Genomic DNA, 17,556 nt, shown 5'->3' on the forward strand with positions numbered 1-17,556 from the left:
TCCTAGTTACTCGCGATTACATTAGGCTCGGGACTGCTTGATTCCCCGACCACCTCACTCGTGATATTAAACAGCGTATAAGAGAGCGTCAGCGTGTGTATCGAGTCTGGAATGTCTGGCTCTATGTAAAATATCAAACCCATTTCAGCGCTCTTGAACCCGTCAAGTGGCTGCTGATTAAAGCAAAAGCATTCCATCTTGTTGAAGTAGGTCGCTCCCATTCCTGGAGAAACCGATGGTACGGCTTGGCCAACCAATGAGGCTCCAGATAGGTTTTTGGCAATGTAGTTAGTTTGAACCACCTCACCAGGGTGAACCTCTAGCACACGCTCTTCAGGAACAAACTGCCAGGGCATATCAGGTTTGATGTGCGACATAAACTCCACACGAACAGTACGAGAGTAGTCCGGTTGCATCCCCTGAGGTTGAACAGCAGAAACAGTATTAGTTTTACCGTTGATTCCCAACGCCTCACACATCACATCGTAAAGCGGAACCAAAGCGAAACCGAAGCCAAACATCGCCACGACACTCAATACCAAGTAGCCCGTCAGCTTCTTGGTAGATCGCTTAGGTTGTTTTTTATCTATCTCGCTTTGCTTATCATTCATTGTGCATCCCTCTAATCGATTTTAGGTGGATGAGTAAAGGTGTGATGAGGTGCTGGGCTTGGTACTGTCCACTCAAGTCCTTCAGCTCTATCCCAAGGCTTGCTTGATGCAGGCTCACCGCCTTTTACGCACTTGATGACTAACCATAAGAAAATCAATTGAGACAAACCAAAAGCAAAGCCACCAATCGACACTACTTGGTTAACGTCAGCGAACTGAATAGCGTAGTCTGGAATACGACGTGGCATCCCCGCCAAGCCTAAGAAATGCATCGGGAAGAAAAGGACATTCACTGAGACTACTGACGTCCAGAAATGCCACAGGCTGAGTTTGTGATCGTACATATGCCCGGTCCACTTAGGTAACCAATAATAGGCTGCGGCCATTATCGAGAACACCGCACCGGTAACCAGAACATAGTGGAAGTGAGCCACTACAAAATAGGTGTCATGGTATTGGAAATCAGCAGGAACAATAGCGAGCATCAATCCTGACAAGCCGCCTATCGTGAATAGAACAATAAAGGCGATGGTGAACAGCATTGGTGTTTCGAAGGTCAACGCGCCTCGCCACATGGTTGCTACCCAGTTAAAGACTTTCACTCCCGTCGGAACCGCAATCAACATGGTGCAATACATGAAGAACAGTTCAGCAAAAACCGGCATCCCCGTAGTGAACATATGATGTGCCCACACTAAGAAAGACAAGATCGCGATACTACAGGTCGCATACACCATTGAATGATAACCAAACAAACGCTTACCACTAAAGGCTGGGATGATGGCAGAGACAATACCAAACGACGGTAAGATCATGATGTATACTTCGGGGTGCCCAAAGAACCAGAATATATGTTGGAACATGACGGGGTCACCACCACCAGCCGCATCGAAGAAGCTCGTCCCAAAGTATTTATCGGTCAACACCATGGTCACCGCCCCAGCGAGAACGGGCATTACGGCTATCAGCAAGAAAGCGGTGATTAACCAAGTCCAAACGAACATTGGCAATTTAAACCAAGTCATACCCGGGGCTCTCATGTTCACGATGGTCACAATGACGTTGATCGCCCCCATGATCGAACTGATCCCCATAATATGAACAGAGAAGACAAACAGCGCCGTGCTATCAGGGCCGTAAGTCGTTGACAGCGGCGCGTAGAATGTCCAACCAAAACTCGGGCCACCTCCCTCTGTAAACAGAGAGCCAATTAAGATTAAGAAGGCAAAAGGCAGAATCCAGAAACTGAGGTTGTTCATTCTAGGCAACGCCATATCTGGCGCCCCGATCATCATAGGGATCATCCAGTTAGCGAGTCCCGTGAATGCAGGCATTACCGCACCAAACACCATGATCAAGCCGTGCACTGTGGTCATTTGGTTGAAGAAGTCTGGTTCAACAAGCTGCAAGCCCGGTTGAAATAGCTCAGCGCGGATCACCATTGCCATCGCGCCGCCAGTTAAGAACATCGAAAAGCTGAACCACAGGTATAATGTGCCTATGTCTTTATGATTGGTTGAATACAACCAACGTGCCCACCCTTTTGGAGCGGCGTGAGAATCGTGATCATCCAGAGACAAGTCATTGCTGTCCAATGTGCCTTCCACAGAATGGCTTAAGGCCTGATCTTCTGCAGGCGCCGATTTCACCGGCTTATTGATTGGTGAACTCATAGCTGCTCCTTAGCATCACTTTGTGCTTCATCCGTTGAGCCCTGTTCGTCAGGTGCTTGGGCTCCGCCTTCTTGTTTAACCTTGTAAGCGTTAATATCTGAAGCCTGAACAATATCGCCCGTGTCATTACCCCATGCATTTCTTTGATAAGTGACTACCGCAGCGATCTCTTTCTCGGTTAACTGGTTATCGAAGGCTTGCATTGCCGTGCCTCCACGACCATAAACAATGGTGTCGATATGCACATCGACATCTCCTAGAGCAACTGGGCTACCTTTAATAGCGGGGAATGCACCAGGAATACCCTCACCGTTCGCTTGGTGGCAGACCGCGCATCGAGTTTTGTAAACCTCTTCACCGATGGTGTTCAGCTCTTCCAAAGAAAGTGACGCGTCTAATGCATCTTGAGCCGCCTGTTGTGCGGCTATCGCCAATTCTTTTTGTTCCGCCAACCATGCATCAAACTCGTCTTCTTCCATGGCATGCACCACTATCGGCATAAAGCCATGTGCTCGGCCACACAGTTCAGCACACTGGCCACGATATACACCGGGTTCATCTATTTTTGTCCACGCTTCGTTAATGAACCCCGGGATAGTGTCTTTCTTAACGGCAAAGGCAGGAACCCACCACGAGTGAATCACATCGTCAGAGGTCATCAAGAAGCGAACTTTTCTATCAATAGGAAGAACTAATGGCTTATCAACCTCTAGCAGGTAATGAGCCCCTTTCACTTCAATGCCTTCGATTTCTTTGTCACTGGTCGCTAGAAGGCTGAAAAATTCGACGTCTTCACCAAAATAGCTGTAATGCCATTTCCATTGTGATCCAGTGATTTTAACGGTCAGATCTGATTGAGAGGTGTCTTCCATAGCAATCAAGGTTTTGGTCGCGGGTATCGCCATAGCAATAAGAATAATAATTGGAATGATGGTCCAGAGGATTTCAACTTTGGTGCTTTCGTGAAAGTGAGCCGCCACCGCTCCCTTCGACTTTCGGTGTCTCAAAATCGAATAGAACATCACCCCAAAAACAACGAAGGCAATTGCGCAGCAGATGTAGAAGATAAGCATATGAAGTTCATAAACCTCACTGCTGATCTCAGTCACGCCTCTTGTCATGTTGTATTCACTACTTGCATGCACTAAAGGCGACACTAAAACCACAACAAAACTCTTCAAAAGCCACGCTAGCCTAACCAGTAATCTTTTCAAAAGATCTCTCCTTATCCTTCCTAATTGGATACTTGCGACCTAAATGTCGTTACGAGCTATGTTTCATTACGAACTACATGTCATTACGAGCCAGGCAACATTCATTGTTATCCCGACTACACATGAAAAGGCTGAATCTCAATCTACAACTCGCATGGAGACAGCTTTAAGACACTATCAACCTCATATCTCCCCATGAGCCAATACGGCTCAGAAACGTGAGAGGTTTTCATGAAAGATTCAAAAACGGCGAATTTGTTAAATTTTGTTATATTTATGTAAAAGGCTAGTTAGTGATATCCAATAGTTCAAGGTAAGTTTACTTACTAAACAGTCAATTATTTGAAGTAACTAAGCTACATGCCCTCTTGACGTTGGAATTTATTTTATATCGAGTTTTACGATTGCTTTCATAGAAATGATAATCAATATCACTTAAGTTAACTCAACAGTAAGTCATACAGACATTAAAAGGTTTAGTGATTATGCAAGATGCAATGAATTGGTTAGCGAGAGACCCAGACCCAAGAACTCGTGAAGAGCTTCAACACCTCATCGATGAAGGAATGCATGACGAACTTGAAGACCGCTTTACTCAACGATTAGAGTTCGGAACAGCAGGTCTTCGAGGCAAAGTTGGATGTGGTCCAAATAGAATGAATCGCTTAGTGATACAAGAAACCGCGACAGGGCTTGGTCACTATTTAATAGAGCACGTTGCAAATGCCAAGATTCGTGGTGTGGTTGTGGGCTATGACGGCCGTTTAGATTCAAAGCAGTTCGCTGTTGATACTGCTTCCGTACTCACGGCTTTAGGCATTAAGGTTTACTTAACCTCGAATGTCGCTGCAACCCCTATCGTTGCTTTTGGTATTGAGCATTTCAACGCCGCAGCGGCTGTTGTGGTGACGGCCAGCCATAACCCGCCAGAATACAATGGCTTCAAAGTATACTGGGAGAATGGCGCGCAAATCATTCCTCCGCATGATGCTGGCATTGCCGCTGAAATCGATATCGCATCAACCAAGCCTATCCCTTTGATGAGCCTTAATGATGCTGAAACACAAGGTAAGTTGGTATGGTTAACTGAAGGTTATTATCAGACCTACCGAGCTGCTATCAATCAGAGCCCATACGTGAGTAAAGATATTGAATCGGCGAACACCACCATCACCTACACTGCAATGCATGGTGTGGGCGCGCAAATGGCTGAGGATCTTCTTCATGATTCTGGTTTCCATAAGGTGTTCAGCGTCGCCGAGCAAAGAGAGCCCGATGGTAACTTCCCGACCGTGAACTTCCCGAATCCGGAAGAAAAAGGCGCGATGGATCTGGTGGTTAACTTAGCAAAAAGTGTCGATGCCGACATTGCTTGTGCCAATGACCCAGATGCAGACCGATTTGCCGTTGCAGTGAGAACAGATGATGGCTCATACAAAATGCTCACGGGTGACCAAGTCGGCGTGCTATTCGCTCATTATCTACTCTCAAAGCCGCATACCAAAAACCAGTTAGTTGGCAACAGTATTGTCTCTTCAACCTTACTTGAAAAAGTGGCTCAATCTCATGGTGCGACTTATTTCCAAACGCTGACCGGGTTTAAATGGTTAGCTAATATTGGCATGCAGTTAGAAGATAAGCAGAACGAGTTCTTGTTCGCCTATGAAGAAGCGTTAGGCTACACCATTGGTACTCAGGTACGAGACAAGGATGGGCTATCGGCAATCGTCGTGTTTGCTCAATTGGTTGAAGAGTTAAAATCTCGAGGCCGAACGGTTTGGGATCTCCTTGCTCAGATTTCATTTGAACATGGGGTTCACACCAACGCGCAACGAAGTATTGCCCTCGACCCAGATTCACCGTCGATTGGCTCTAAACTCCGATCGGCACAACCTAATACAATAAACGGAGTCGCTATCTCTGTGATTGAAGATCTACAGTCTTCTTTGCGCTTCGTCATTGGGGGCAATACTGAAGCCATTAACCTGCCTTCCAGTGATGTGCTCATCTATCATCTCGAGGACGGCTCACGCATTATCGTAAGACCTTCCGGCACAGAACCGAAAGTGAAAGTCTATTATGAGACTGTGACAAAGTTCGAAGGGACAGAAACATACGAAGACACTCGCTTTCGCGGCGAACAGTACATGGAAAAACTGATTGAACAGCACCAAAAAGAGTTAAACTCATAGCGATTTAGCGTGTTCACCATGTAACGGTTATAAATAAAAAATGGACGCTCGAAGCGTCCATTTTTGTCTCAGCGGCTAACCGCAAAAAGATGTCTGGTTTGATTCGTCTACGAAGTAAAGAAAGAAGACAACATCCAGATAGCCAATACGATGAAGACTCCGCCCATCACTTTCTGTTGATAGGTGCGGAACTTAGCATTTTCTACCAGTGACTTACCGATAGTACCTACCAATGCCACCAGCAAGAAATTGAACGTTAAACCTAAGACATTCAGTAGCAGACCAAGCACTAACATTTGCTCGCCCGAAGTCGCTTCAATATTCGTCGATACAAACTGAGGCAAGAACATCACAAAGAATACCAAGGCTTTAGGGTTAAGCAGATTACTGATTAGCGCTCTTTGATAATAAGCTTTCGCAGCAAAATTATCCGTTAACTCAGGCGTATTACCCTGTTCTGTTCGCAGGCAGTCCCATCCCATCTTCAACAGGTACGCGCCACCTAACAAATGTAGAGCTTTCAACGCAATAGGACTCATCGCAATCAATGTTGAAACACCCATTGCTGCCAATACTGTCAGGATAATTCCGGAAGTCGCGTTACCCAAACTTGCAAACACACCAACCTTGCGGCCATAGCTCATACTTGAGCTCGCGATGAGTAACATATCAGGACCAGGCAAAAGGAGAAGTGCGACAACGGCAGTCAGGTAAACAGGTAGAATGGCTAAGTCGATCATGGGTTTCAGTATTGATAAAAACGGAGGCGGATTTTATATCAATTACTAACACCCTTCCAGATGCAATTAGTTGTAAGATGGTAAATCGTACGAATTAAAAACCAACTTAAACCATTCAAACCAACTTATTAACTAAACATAGAGTATTAATTAACTCGCTACCCACTCGATCTCAATCAATGTCGTATCGCCACACTTTAGGCGACCAAGGAAGATATCGCCTTTGTGTACAGCACCAACACCTTTTGGAGTACCCGTCATCACAACATCACCGTCTAGCAAGGTGGTATAAGAAGACAGCTCTTCTAGGATAGTTTGTGGGGAGTAAAGCATCTGCTCAACATGTCCTTTCTGAACGCGAACACAGTTGATGAACAGCTCTAGATTCAAGTCCGTGAGCTCCAAGCCAGTAGTAGGAACAAAGCGACTGAGAACAGCAGAACCATCAAACGCTTTAGCACGCTCCCAAGGCAAGCCTTTCGCCTTTAAGCTACTTTGTAGCTCGCGCTTGGTAAGATCTAGTCCTAAGCCCACAGCTGAATATTGGCCATTTTCGACGATGAAACAGATTTCGGCTTCGTAGTGCAGTGCTTCTTGATGAAAAGAAGACAGAGATGACGTAACACTGGTACTCGGTTTATTGAAAACCACCATAGCATCAGGGATTGCATTGTTAAGTTCTTCAATGTGATCGACATAGTTACGCCCAACACACAGCACCTTGGTTGGTGTTGCGGTTCGTTTCGAATTCATCAATTGTTCCTGATCTACAACGCTGCTCATAGTTTGTCCCTGAACTATTTTTGGAACGCAGAGTTTACCGCATCATAAAGAGAGAATCTTCGACAAGATGGTTACCAATATCTAAATTCTGATCTTTAGCTCAATTAAATGATTTAAATACTTTTATCCGAAGATCGCGACATATAAGAACTGATAACAAGAGCCATAGCTACGTAGATAAAATGAATGGCTCGGTAACATGAAGGAAAAGCTCAAACAGGTGCGTATAGAACGAAAGAAGCCCTCTCAAACCCAAAAGGCTTGAGAGGGCTTAGCATGGTGTCTAGGACAGTATCCTAAAAGGTAAACTTAAGGAGTAAACACTATGCTAAATAAGTCTGCGACTTATAGGTAGTAACGAGCACCAAGTAGCCACTGGTCGTCAGCATCTTTCTTGTAAAGGCCTGAACCTTGAAGATCAAACTGGTAACCTGCAAAACCTACGAACTGAGATGTGAAGTTGTATTCAGCTTGTAGAGCAGTCGTGCTGTATACAGTTTCGCTGTTCTTGTCGTCTTCTACCGCTTCGTAGTTAACGCTTAGGTTAAGGCTGTTAGATAGAGCGTAAGAAGCTAGTAATTCAATTGCTACAGACTCTTCTAGTACACCAGTGAAGCTACCTACAGTCGCAGAGTTCATGTAGTTGTTCATTGCGTATACACCTGCAAGGTATAGACCTTCCGCGCCGTATGAACCGTAAGTTGCACTTAATACGTGAGAATCAGCAGTTTTTGAGCCAACAAAACCTGCGTAATCAACGTCACCTGTGTTGTAAGCGTAGTTTGCAGTGAAGTCAGCAATAGCGTAGTTCAAAGCGATCTGACCACGGTTTCCGTAATCGTTGCCATTGTCTTTATCTGCCTTACGGCCTTGCCATGCAACAGCTGCACTTAGAGAGCCTGCGTTTCCGAAGTCTAGTGCATTAGCGTAGCTCACCATCTCTTCACCACGGCCAGTACCTAGATTACCGTGATCATCGTAAATAAAGTCGTTTGCGAAAGCGATTGGCATATCAGCAACGCCAGCAACGTTGTAGTAAGGTGCCCATTGAGTACCTACTGCTGCACGACCTAGGTCATCATGAGTTAGACCAACGTAACCTAAACGAGTTGTGAATGCTTCATCACCGCCGTCAAGCATGTTTAGCGCCCATTCACCTTTAGCATCAGCAGTAAAGCCGTTACCTAGTTCATGAGTAGCGTTGAAGTTAATACGTGGAGAAACAGACTCTACACCGATATCATCTTCGTTGATACGGTCACCACTGTTTACGTCACCAACTGCAACTGAAACGTGGCCGCCAACTGAGAATGTTGTGCCGTCTTCGTTGTAAAGTTCTACTGCAACTGCCTGTGTACCAAATACTGCACCAGAAATTGCTAGCGCTAAAAGTTTCTTATTCATTGTCATATCCATTTGTAACTGGGTGAGTTTTTCACTAACAACCTCGTGCTTACGGAGAAGTTGTTACCTGCATTTAACAAGTAGGAAAACACTAATATACGAATGACAAAAAAGTTGCATTAAAATATATAAAATAAAACAAATCACACTATAAAAAACAAAAAAATCAATATTAAACAAAAAGATAGAACACAAACCTGTCGTGACCTTTTTTATATTTTGAGACTGATGGCTCATCAATTTTTGATTTTTCAATCGCAAAAGTAGCATTAAAATTCAAAGCAACATATTACTCATTAGACCATTGAGTGACATATCTTTAACCTTGAAACATTTTGTAACACACAGAACTCAGCTGAAATATTTTTCTTTGTGAAACAATTCCCAATTTGAGCTAGGAAAAATCACTCAATTGAAAGTTCACTAAAAAAATACAAAAAAAGGGCAACCAATCAGCGACCGGTTGCCCTTAATAACACATCATTAAACTCTTATTTGAAGCAAACTTCAGCCCAGCGAGCTAAACCTGCAGTTACCGAACCGAAATAGTTGCCACTCACAATAGGTACGTTAGGCACAGCTTGTTGTACAGCTTCACGAAGTATCGGTGAACGAGCTGAACCACCCGTCATGTAGATTACGTCTGGCAGTTTCTGACCTTGTTGAATCGCTTCTTTAACCAACTCAATCATCTTAGACTTTGGTGTTTCAATCGCTTCAACCATCTGTTCGATTGAGATGTCCACCTCGACCAATTCAGAGGCAACATTAATCGCAGCACGATATTGAGAGGATTCTGCCAGCGCGATCTTAGCTTCTTCCGCTCTGCGCACAATGCCGTAACCTAAAGTATCATGATAAACCTTCATCAAACGTTCTAGCTTTTGAGGCTCTGACGCTTCTTTACGAAGTAATTTCAATGCTGCTAGGTTTTCTCTTGAATAGAAATTCTTTTGAGCTTCAACATTATTAATCGCAATTGGATTCCAGAATTGAGTCAGTGGCATATCGATACCCGAAATGCCTTTGCTGCCCATACCAAAAGGTGACATCAGTTGTTTGAACGCAAGATAGATATCGAGGTCATTGCCCCCTACCCTTTGTCCACTGTGTGCGAGCAAACTCTGGGTACGATCCGCTTTACCAGACCAAGTTGGTCCCATTTCTAACAATGAACAATCGGTGGTACCACCGCCAATATCCACAACCAATACCGTTTGGTTTTCAGTTAAGGTGCTTTCGTAATCAAGACCTGCAGCTACTGGCTCAAATTGAAAAGCGATATCAAAGAAACCGGCACGCTTAGCTGCGCGAGACAGTATATCTTCAGCTTGTCTGTTCGCCTCTTCTCCACCTCGACCATGAAAGTTAATTGGTCGGCCGATGACGGCTTGTTTGATCTGCTCTTGAGTCGTAAGCTCAGCTTGGTGTTTAATATTTGCCATCATGGCGCACACTAAATCTTCGAAAAAGCTCACCTGAACATCATGCAGTCCACTCGCACCAAGGAAAGACTTAGGGGACTTAACATAATAAACGTCACGAGGGTCTTCTAAATAGAGATCCAACGCAGCCTGACCAAATGCCATATCTTCCGGTACTAGGTCGATACTCTCTTCTCGGTTCAATGCAATCGCACGTCGTAACACTTGCTCACCAACCGCATCACTTGGCTTGATGTTTAAATGGCGAAATAGATGCTCAGAAACACTCTCGCGAGTAGGAGCAAACACAGTTGAGGGAATATAGTGGTTGTCACCTTCTAGTGGTAACAGGCTAGGTTCTCCATTAACCATCGCCGCGACAGAACAGTTCGCTGTTCCATAATCAAATCCAATAAACATAATATCCCCCACGCAACAAAAGGGGCGAGATGCTACATGAAAAGCCTTGAAATTACGAGGTCATTTACTTCTTTCGCTTGGTCATTTTTATTTTTCTGACTCTTAATAGCCAAACAAATATGCTACATTTCAGCCCAAATGAATCACAGGTTAGATAAATGAAAACACCTTGCCGAGCGGCTTGTAAAAATAATGGCGGAATGTGTAGCGGCTGCTTTCGCACAATGGATGAAATTATAGGTTGGAAAGGCTTATCTGAAAGCGAAAGGGATTCTGTTATGGATAACGTCAGTGGCGCGAGTTCAACTCACCAATGTCCCCAATGTAATGAACCCGCTCAATGCGATATCAGCGCTGGTAAAGACACGTGTTGGTGTTTTGAATTAGAGAAGCGCGATACAAGCGGTATTCCAAAGGCTGGAGTTTGTATGTGCCGTAAGTGCTTGTCTGCCCTGCCTGTTCAGTAGTTTATAACCTATTCAGCAAGTTACGAGCAGGTTCAACATATACAAAAAAGCGAGAGATTGCTTTCTCGCTTCAAAATACTGAGATTAAATTTCGACCTAATCGTTACCTGGTTAGTGTCTACTTCGCTTTTTCAAGAAGCGCAGGCTGAGAAAACTGGATACCATTCCAGCCATAAACCATGAAGTTGCGAATATTTTGATGGTCGGTATTCTCTGGAAAACCTAACACGTCGTTACGATAAAATTGACCAAAACAAGCCAATGTTTGCTCTGCTGATAGGCCTTGCTCTAAACCAAAAGCAAAAATCTTACACGAACCGTTATTCTGACCGGCTGCATTCACAACATCACCGTTGCGAAATTCACACTCTGAAAAGTCATAGCGTGCTTCTATCACTTGCATCGTATCTTCAAATTGCACGCTTTCCGGGGTTTCAGCTAACGTGCTTAATAAGGTTTCCAGTTCCATTTACTATTTCTCCATCAAGTAAGTAATGTACAGCAGTGTATCTTTTTTTTCGACAAGAGTAAGCCGTTGTTTACTTAGGATAGCTCGTCATTTTTTTTGTTGTACACGGCTAATTACCTTAATGAAACTAATGACATAGTTTTATCAGGACGTTATATTATTTTATCAGATGGTTAACATTGTTCAGTAACGAATATGCATAAAGATAAAAACTTAGAACTGTTCAGATACCTAAAACCAGGTACAAAAACAGCAGGTGTATTGGAATTTGGCCCAGACGATTCAATCCAGATCAGTACGCTCTATATCGGACACAAACAAGATCAGTACCTTATCCTTGAACTGTCACAAAAAGCGACCGAAGCACTGACACTCAGAAAGCTCATCAATGTCGATACTATAGTTCGCGCCATTACCGATACTGAGCTTGGTCACATCGTCGCATTTAAGACCAATGTATTGGCTCATATCACCTCACCCGCGCATCTTATCTTCCTGCGCCCACCTTCAAGCTTTGCCACTAAACCAATCAGAGAACACGAAAGATACAAGGTACGCCTCAACTGTGAAGTGACCTTTGACACCTTGTCATTGGATGCAACTCTGGTTGATTTTTCAGTGTCAGGTTGCGGGATCTATCTTACTCAGCAATCAGATATCGACGTAGGCTGGAAAATAAAGGTCAACTCTCTCTTGAATGAACACTTAGATAGCGACTTGGTTTACAAAGTAGTGAGTAAGAAAAGACAGGGACAGGGTTGGCTATTCGGCATCCAATTCCCCGAGCACTTAGATATGAGTGACGAGCTAAAAACGCTGCTTTTAGAGCAAGCTTTTGTAGCAGGCTCTATTTAGGCTTTAAATTTCCGCTTCGAAACACTACCTCTTTAAAGCGCGACTTAAGTAAACCGCAGCTTGAGCAAACCAGTGTTTCAGCATGCAACTGTTTAGCTAAGCCTCATTCCAATATGAGTTTTTGAAGTGCACAAAGGCCTGATGTAGTGATTGTTCTTTAATGGGTTTTACAATCACGTAATTCGCCCCAGCGGCCATAAAACTGTCTCTTGTTGACTCTTGAGCATCTGCGGTACATGCATAAATTGGGGCTGACACACCCATCTCATCTCTTAGTTGCTGAGTGGTTTCAACACCACCGAGATTAGGAAGTTGGTTATCCATCAAGATCAGATCATAACTTATCATCTTAGCCATCTCTATTGCTTCTAAGCCATCTTTTGCCCAAGTCACGACCATGCCATATTTTTTACAAAAAGCCTGCGCAATAAACGCGTTGGTGTGATTGTCTTCCACCAACAACACATCCAAAGGTCGACTAAACAATGCCTGCGGTTCAACTTCTGCTTGTTGTTTGGCCTCAGCCAATAGCGGTTTGGCGAGCACGATCACAGGGATTTCTATAATGAACTCCGAGCCTTGATCTATCTCGCTGCGAACTTGAATGTCCCCTTCCAACATATCGACCAAACTTTTTACAATCGTTAAGCCTAACCCTGTCCCACCATACTCACGTGTCGTAGTCTCTTCTGCTTGAACAAAGGGTTCAAACACAGCATCAATCTTACTTTCATCAATACCAATACCGGTATCTTTCACTCGAACGATTAAACTGGCGTGCTCTGAGTTAAAGATACTTTCAAGTTCAAAGCTAACAGAAATACCGCCTTGATGAGTAAATTTAAGAGCGTTACTCACGAGATTAAACATAATCTGATTAAGGCGCACTTGGTCGGTGTTGATTTCAATATCATCAGCCAAGTGGTTCACAATAGTGAACGCGACCGATTTATCCTCGCAAAGCGGGCGATAGATACTTTCTAAGGTATTAACTAACTCCCCTAAGCGGAAATTTTTCTTTTGAATATTGAACTGCCCTTGCTCAATCTTTGAAAAATCCAAGATATCGTTAAGTACCGCTAGTAAATGTTCCGCACTATTACACAGTACATCCACCTGATCGCGGTTGTCTTCACTGTGCATAGAGCGTTTCAACAACTGCGACACACCGAGAATACCATTAAGTGGCGTGCGAATTTCATGACTCATCTTAGCTAAAAAGTCTGCACGTACATTGGCAAGGTGCTCTGCTTCTTCTCTTGCTCGATCGGCTTGTCGTTCAGCCTCGATAAGCTTAGTAATATCTTGTCCTTGCACTACCACACCTGTGATGCCGTGTTCTACGCGAATAGCAGACATATTCCAGCGAAACACCTTTTCACCAATGGGGACATTAATACCCGTTAGCTTAGAACCTTGAACCACCATTTGAATGTTAGGCAACATACGATGCTCAAATTCTTGAGCGATTGGGCCATAGTTATCATCGGCGTCAAATAGCGCCATACGAGCCGCGGGGTTCATCTGAATCAAGTCACCTTTATCAGACCAAACCAAGATAGGAGAATGAGCAAAGTTAAAGAGGTCTTGAAACTTTTGATTCTGTTCTGATAAGCGCTCAAAGGTGTCTTCAAGGGTACAACCAATATGATGAAATTCGAAAATATTAGAACCATCGAACTTGTTGTACTCTTCACCATCACTTGCTGAACGAGTGAAATCCATCAGCTTATCTAACTCAGCGGCAACCCTTCTTTGAATCCAAGTTCGCGCAAAGAATGACATCAATATAATCACCACAATCACCACGATGATCGCACGCTGATAATTCTCTTCTAACGCAATGAAATTATTATTTTTTTGAACAGCTCGAATGATTAAAGGAGTTTCAACAGCATTGATCTTAATGGTTGCGATGGTGACAAAATGACGAGGCAACTGCTCGTATATGTGATAATTGAGTATGTCTGTAATGGTATAGCTTTCATCACCACTGAATGTCGATGTAACAGGTGTTCCGTGCGCTTCAATCACGATATTTTCGCTATTACTGCCCTGTTGGATTGACTCAGCCAAAGAGAAGTTGTTATCAAGCACAATGGCGATATAGAGCTGACCAAGGACTTCCCCAGTAGCGTTATCAACAATAGGGGTACGGCGAGCCAACAAGTGACGCTTACCTATATTTGTCCTCAGTTTAATAAAATGCCAATTACTGCTGAACGAAACCTCATCAGAAATATGCTTTAAGCTGGACTCATCTAAACCATAAAATTGACTGTTACCATCTTCCCAAGCCAAACCATCATGGGTAGCCACAAAGCGTAAATCTGGCGCATGATCAGGCTCACGTTGGTCAACACCAAAGAAAAAGTAGCTCAGCACCTCTTCATCGCTCGTATCAAAATACTCTCTGAGAGTGTCACTGTGTGAACTACTGTCTTGGTGGATTTGCAGCACCGACAAACGATAATCAAACATGTTTTGGATCAGGCTTGAGGTTTGCTGAACCGTTCGATTCGTCTCTTGCTTTACGATGTTACTGCTGGTTTCATAATTATGAATAAGCACGCCAAGTGCCATCACGCCTATCACTAAAATAACGATACGCGTAATGAGTCTAGCTAAAGTGTTCCTAGGTGTACTGGCGTAGCTTTTCTTCATTATTGACCTGAGTACCTAAATGCTCGCTGTTTAAGTTCTGAAATACGTTCTGGGGAATCTTCCTTGGTCACAATTTCAAATTCACCAGAGTAAACGGTAGGCACTTCCAAACCGACTAGATCCCATTTGATCGCCTCTGCCATCGCAATGCCCGTATCGTCGTTCATACGCATGATAGTTACATCTAGGTCGCCCCTCGCAATGGCTTCAAGTTCAGCAGAGCCACCTCCCCAACCATTCACTAAGATGTCTCGACCAGATTCGCGAATAGCTTCCGCTGCACCTAGGGCAACATCCGTTGAGCATGCATAGATAAAGTCTAGATCCTTATCGTTCTCTATGCTGATTTTAGCCGCTTGGTAGCCACTGTCTTTGTTTGATTTGGTGTAAAACGAAGACTTAAGGGTAAAGTTAGTATCAGTATTCACTTCATGGATAAAAGTATCTCCACGCGCATCACTGATATAGCCTTGTGAGTAATACAAAACAGAATACTTACTGTCTGGTGGGCTTACTTGTTTAAAATAGTCCGCCAGTTTTAAGCTGCCTGTAGCATGGTCAAAGCCCACATACATAAATGGCTGTCTATCCGCCCAAGCTCGCACTGGCGTCGTAATATTTTGCAGAATCAACTTAGTATCTGTGGAGGTCAACACGTGCTCAATAAACTTGCGGTGACGCGTGGTATCTAGCGTGAAAATCAAATAGTCCGTTTTGTTTTCAATCGCTTCTTGCAATGAAATGCTCTGCTGTGCGAGATCAGCATTAATACGGGTAAATACTTGATTTAGTTGGTAGCGAATCTTCAGCCTATCGAGACGCTTCTCAAAAGCTTGAATATTACGAACCCAGTAATCCGAGATCTGTTGACCCGGATACACCACAGAAATCGTAATTGGCTCGTCTTGAATTCTTCTCAGTGGCACAGGGTGATTTTGTACAGCCTCGACCATTTTATCGGTCAATGCTTTTTGTTCTGGAAAATTGGAAAGATAATCTTGGTATTCCCAATATCCATTGAGGACATGAGTACCGTGGGAGAGAGCGGACGCAGAAAATACGGCAAGTCCAAACAACATAAGTAAACGTTTCATATTTTTCTCGTTTTATATGAGCTACTTTGACTCATTTTTTAACCTAGCATGACACCATCTCTTTGTATGGCTAATGGATATTATGTAGGACAACGATGATAAATGATAGCGTCTAACACTAATTAGAACGACATTCTAAATGAGTAATATGTTAATTTTGAATAGAGATTAAGAGCAGCGAGTTGAATCATGATTTCAGACCATTAACAGCAAGAACAATTAACCTTTAAATTCATGCATTTAAATATAATTATTGTAGGCTTTTACATTATTAACATTTTATCAGTAATAAATATTTTGGCTATGAATTATGAGACTTCGATATATTGAATTTTGTCTTGTTGCCACTCAATAATCAGTTTGAGTGATACCAGTTTTTCTTTGCGGGATTTGGGCAATTGCTTGATCGCGTATTCGGTTTTCAACGCCTCACTTTTTGAGCCAACATCAAAACTCCAAACCAGCCTAAGTGGGCCTTTACCTTTTAAAGCTTTGGCGCCTTTACCGGTTTGATGTTGTTCAAATCGACGTTCAAGATTGTTCGTCACGCCACAATAAAGGGCATTGTGACGATTGCGGATCAAGTACACGACCCAATCCGCATTTTTATCAGCGCCTGACATTTAAAGCAGCGATTCAACCAGAGCCTTAAGCTCTGCCACTTCTGCTCGTAGGCTTGCTACTTCAGACTCAAGCTCTTCAAACTTTTCACTCGTCGCAGAGGGTGCAGCCGCGCTTACTGATGCCGTCGCAAACGCTTCAACATCCACTTCACCGCTCAATAAGTGCTGGTAGCGTGATTCACGTTTACCCGCTTCGCGTGGTAGCTTGACCACTAGCGCACCAGCTTCTCTTGCAGCTAGCTTATCTAATGTTGCTTCGACTTCTTTCACATCACTAAAGTTTGCAAGGCGCCCTGTTCGAGTACGGAGTTCACCGGGCGTTTGTGCGCCGCGAAGCAGCATGCAACAGATGATTGCACGCTCTTGCTCTGTAAATTGCAGATCACCGAACTCAGTGTTACAGAAACGGTGCTGATACTTATTAACACGGCTGTTGAAGCTACTTTCATCGCTCACCATACGACGTCCGATCAAACCATCAACCGCATCTAAAACGTCTGACTCAGAAAGAGAGAGAACAGGTTCACGGTTACTCTTTTGATTACATGCCGTGGTTAAGCTGTTCAGTGTCAGTGGGTAATGATCGGGAGTAGTGACTTCTTTCTCGATCAAGCAACCGATAATTCTCGCTTCAATTGGGGAAAGTACTGTGTTCATCGTTTTTCCTTTTTATTATTTTGATAATTCCATCTCAACACTTAACAATGCAGCCAATACTGGCTAGTGCTCAGACAAAATCGGTACTCGTTTCTTTCTGCCTTGTTCATCAATCATTATGATCTTAGAACGGTTTAGCTCTATTTCCACGACTTCCAAATAAGTACGCTCTTGTACATACGCATCACGAAGCTTGTTCTGCTCTGCCGAAGATTCAGTAACATCGTCACCCAAATCTTCTGTTTCCAATTGTTGTTGATTCATTT

Annotated in this window: 16 protein-coding genes; 3 read left to right on the plus strand and 13 right to left on the minus strand. The window is 43.7% G+C overall.

Annotated features, from left to right (window positions below; translation table 11 throughout):
• Positions 1-2 precede the first annotated feature (2 nt).
• The 3 genes from BCU34_RS14100 to coxB are packed head-to-tail and all read right to left on the minus strand — an operon-like array spanning position 3 to position 3,498.
• The gene (locus BCU34_RS14100; RefSeq protein WP_102321409.1) at positions 3-611 is read right to left on the minus strand and encodes a cytochrome c oxidase assembly protein; all 609 of its coding nucleotides are present in this window, start codon (positions 609-611) and stop codon (positions 3-5) included.
• Positions 612-622: 11 nt separating this feature from the next.
• Complete coding sequence (gene ctaD, locus BCU34_RS14105; RefSeq protein ID WP_102479028.1) at positions 623-2,284, minus strand: cytochrome c oxidase subunit I; 1,662 nt, start codon at positions 2,282-2,284, stop codon at positions 623-625.
• Positions 2,281-3,498 carry a cytochrome c oxidase subunit II gene (gene coxB, locus BCU34_RS14110; RefSeq protein WP_102321411.1) on the minus strand — a complete coding sequence of 406 codons (1,218 nt, stop codon included), beginning with the start codon at positions 3,496-3,498 and terminating at the stop codon, positions 2,281-2,283. Before coxB ends, ctaD begins: the two co-directional genes overlap by 4 nt.
• Positions 3,499-3,983: 485 nt before the next feature.
• Here coxB and BCU34_RS14115 point away from each other — a divergent pair, with 485 nt between their 5' ends.
• Positions 3,984-5,690, plus strand: coding sequence for a phospho-sugar mutase (locus tag BCU34_RS14115; RefSeq protein WP_102530213.1), 1,707 nt, complete (start codon positions 3,984-3,986; stop codon positions 5,688-5,690).
• A 107-nt stretch (positions 5,691-5,797) separates the two neighbouring features.
• Here the strand turns inward: BCU34_RS14115 and BCU34_RS14120 are convergent, their stop codons facing one another.
• The 4 genes from BCU34_RS14120 to yegD form a co-directional block, all read right to left on the minus strand.
• Positions 5,798-6,430, minus strand: coding sequence for a LysE family translocator (locus tag BCU34_RS14120; protein ID WP_102479720.1), 633 nt, complete (start codon positions 6,428-6,430; stop codon positions 5,798-5,800).
• A 150-nt stretch (positions 6,431-6,580) separates the two neighbouring features.
• On the minus strand, positions 6,581-7,213 hold the full coding sequence (locus BCU34_RS14125; protein WP_102431453.1) for a fumarylacetoacetate hydrolase family protein: 633 nt from the start codon (positions 7,211-7,213) through the stop codon (positions 6,581-6,583).
• A gap of 345 nt (positions 7,214-7,558) precedes the next feature.
• Positions 7,559-8,617, minus strand: coding sequence for a porin (locus tag BCU34_RS14130; protein WP_102479721.1), 1,059 nt, complete (start codon positions 8,615-8,617; stop codon positions 7,559-7,561).
• A 491-nt stretch (positions 8,618-9,108) separates the two neighbouring features.
• Positions 9,109-10,461: a molecular chaperone gene (gene yegD, locus BCU34_RS14135; RefSeq protein WP_102530212.1), complete on the minus strand. Its 1,353-nt coding sequence runs from the start codon at positions 10,459-10,461 to the stop codon at positions 9,109-9,111.
• A gap of 158 nt (positions 10,462-10,619) precedes the next feature.
• On the opposite strand from yegD, the gene BCU34_RS14140 reads away from it, so the two are divergent.
• A complete protein-coding gene (locus BCU34_RS14140) occupies positions 10,620-10,928 on the plus strand; it encodes a DUF1289 domain-containing protein (RefSeq protein ID WP_102480769.1) in 309 nt (102 codons plus the stop codon).
• A gap of 118 nt (positions 10,929-11,046) precedes the next feature.
• Here the strand turns inward: BCU34_RS14140 and BCU34_RS14145 are convergent, their stop codons facing one another.
• Complete coding sequence (locus tag BCU34_RS14145; RefSeq protein WP_048663329.1) at positions 11,047-11,397, minus strand: HopJ type III effector protein; 351 nt, start codon at positions 11,395-11,397, stop codon at positions 11,047-11,049.
• Between the two features lie 195 nt (positions 11,398-11,592).
• Between BCU34_RS14145 and BCU34_RS14150 the strand changes: the two genes are divergently transcribed.
• The gene (locus tag BCU34_RS14150) at positions 11,593-12,252 is read left to right on the plus strand and encodes a PilZ domain-containing protein (RefSeq protein ID WP_102480768.1); all 660 of its coding nucleotides are present in this window, start codon (positions 11,593-11,595) and stop codon (positions 12,250-12,252) included.
• A gap of 96 nt (positions 12,253-12,348) precedes the next feature.
• On the opposite strand, the gene luxQ is transcribed toward BCU34_RS14150, so the two are convergent.
• From luxQ to BCU34_RS14175, 5 genes are all read right to left on the minus strand, one after another.
• Entirely contained in the window at positions 12,349-14,916 is a 2,568-nt protein-coding gene (gene luxQ, locus BCU34_RS14155) for a quorum-sensing autoinducer 2 sensor kinase/phosphatase LuxQ (RefSeq protein WP_102480767.1), read from the minus strand.
• Positions 14,916-16,010: an autoinducer 2-binding periplasmic protein LuxP gene (locus tag BCU34_RS14160; RefSeq protein WP_102480766.1), complete on the minus strand. Its 1,095-nt coding sequence runs from the start codon at positions 16,008-16,010 to the stop codon at positions 14,916-14,918. The genes luxQ and BCU34_RS14160 overlap by 1 nt, the downstream gene beginning before the upstream one ends.
• Before the next feature lie 308 nt (positions 16,011-16,318).
• A complete protein-coding gene (locus BCU34_RS14165; protein ID WP_102480519.1) occupies positions 16,319-16,633 on the minus strand; it encodes a GIY-YIG nuclease family protein in 315 nt (104 codons plus the stop codon).
• Positions 16,634-17,290 (minus strand): YceH family protein, encoded by a 657-nt coding sequence (locus tag BCU34_RS14170; protein ID WP_019823422.1) that lies wholly within the window; start codon positions 17,288-17,290, stop codon positions 16,634-16,636. It abuts the gene before it with no gap.
• Between the two features lie 63 nt (positions 17,291-17,353).
• On the minus strand, positions 17,354-17,554 hold the full coding sequence (locus BCU34_RS14175) for a hypothetical protein (protein ID WP_048659067.1): 201 nt from the start codon (positions 17,552-17,554) through the stop codon (positions 17,354-17,356).
• Between the last annotated feature and the right edge of the window lie 2 nt (positions 17,555-17,556).

It is taken from the genome of Vibrio sp. 10N.286.45.E10, assembly GCF_002874195.2.
Classification (GTDB): Bacteria; Pseudomonadota; Gammaproteobacteria; order Enterobacterales; family Vibrionaceae; genus Vibrio; species Vibrio crassostreae.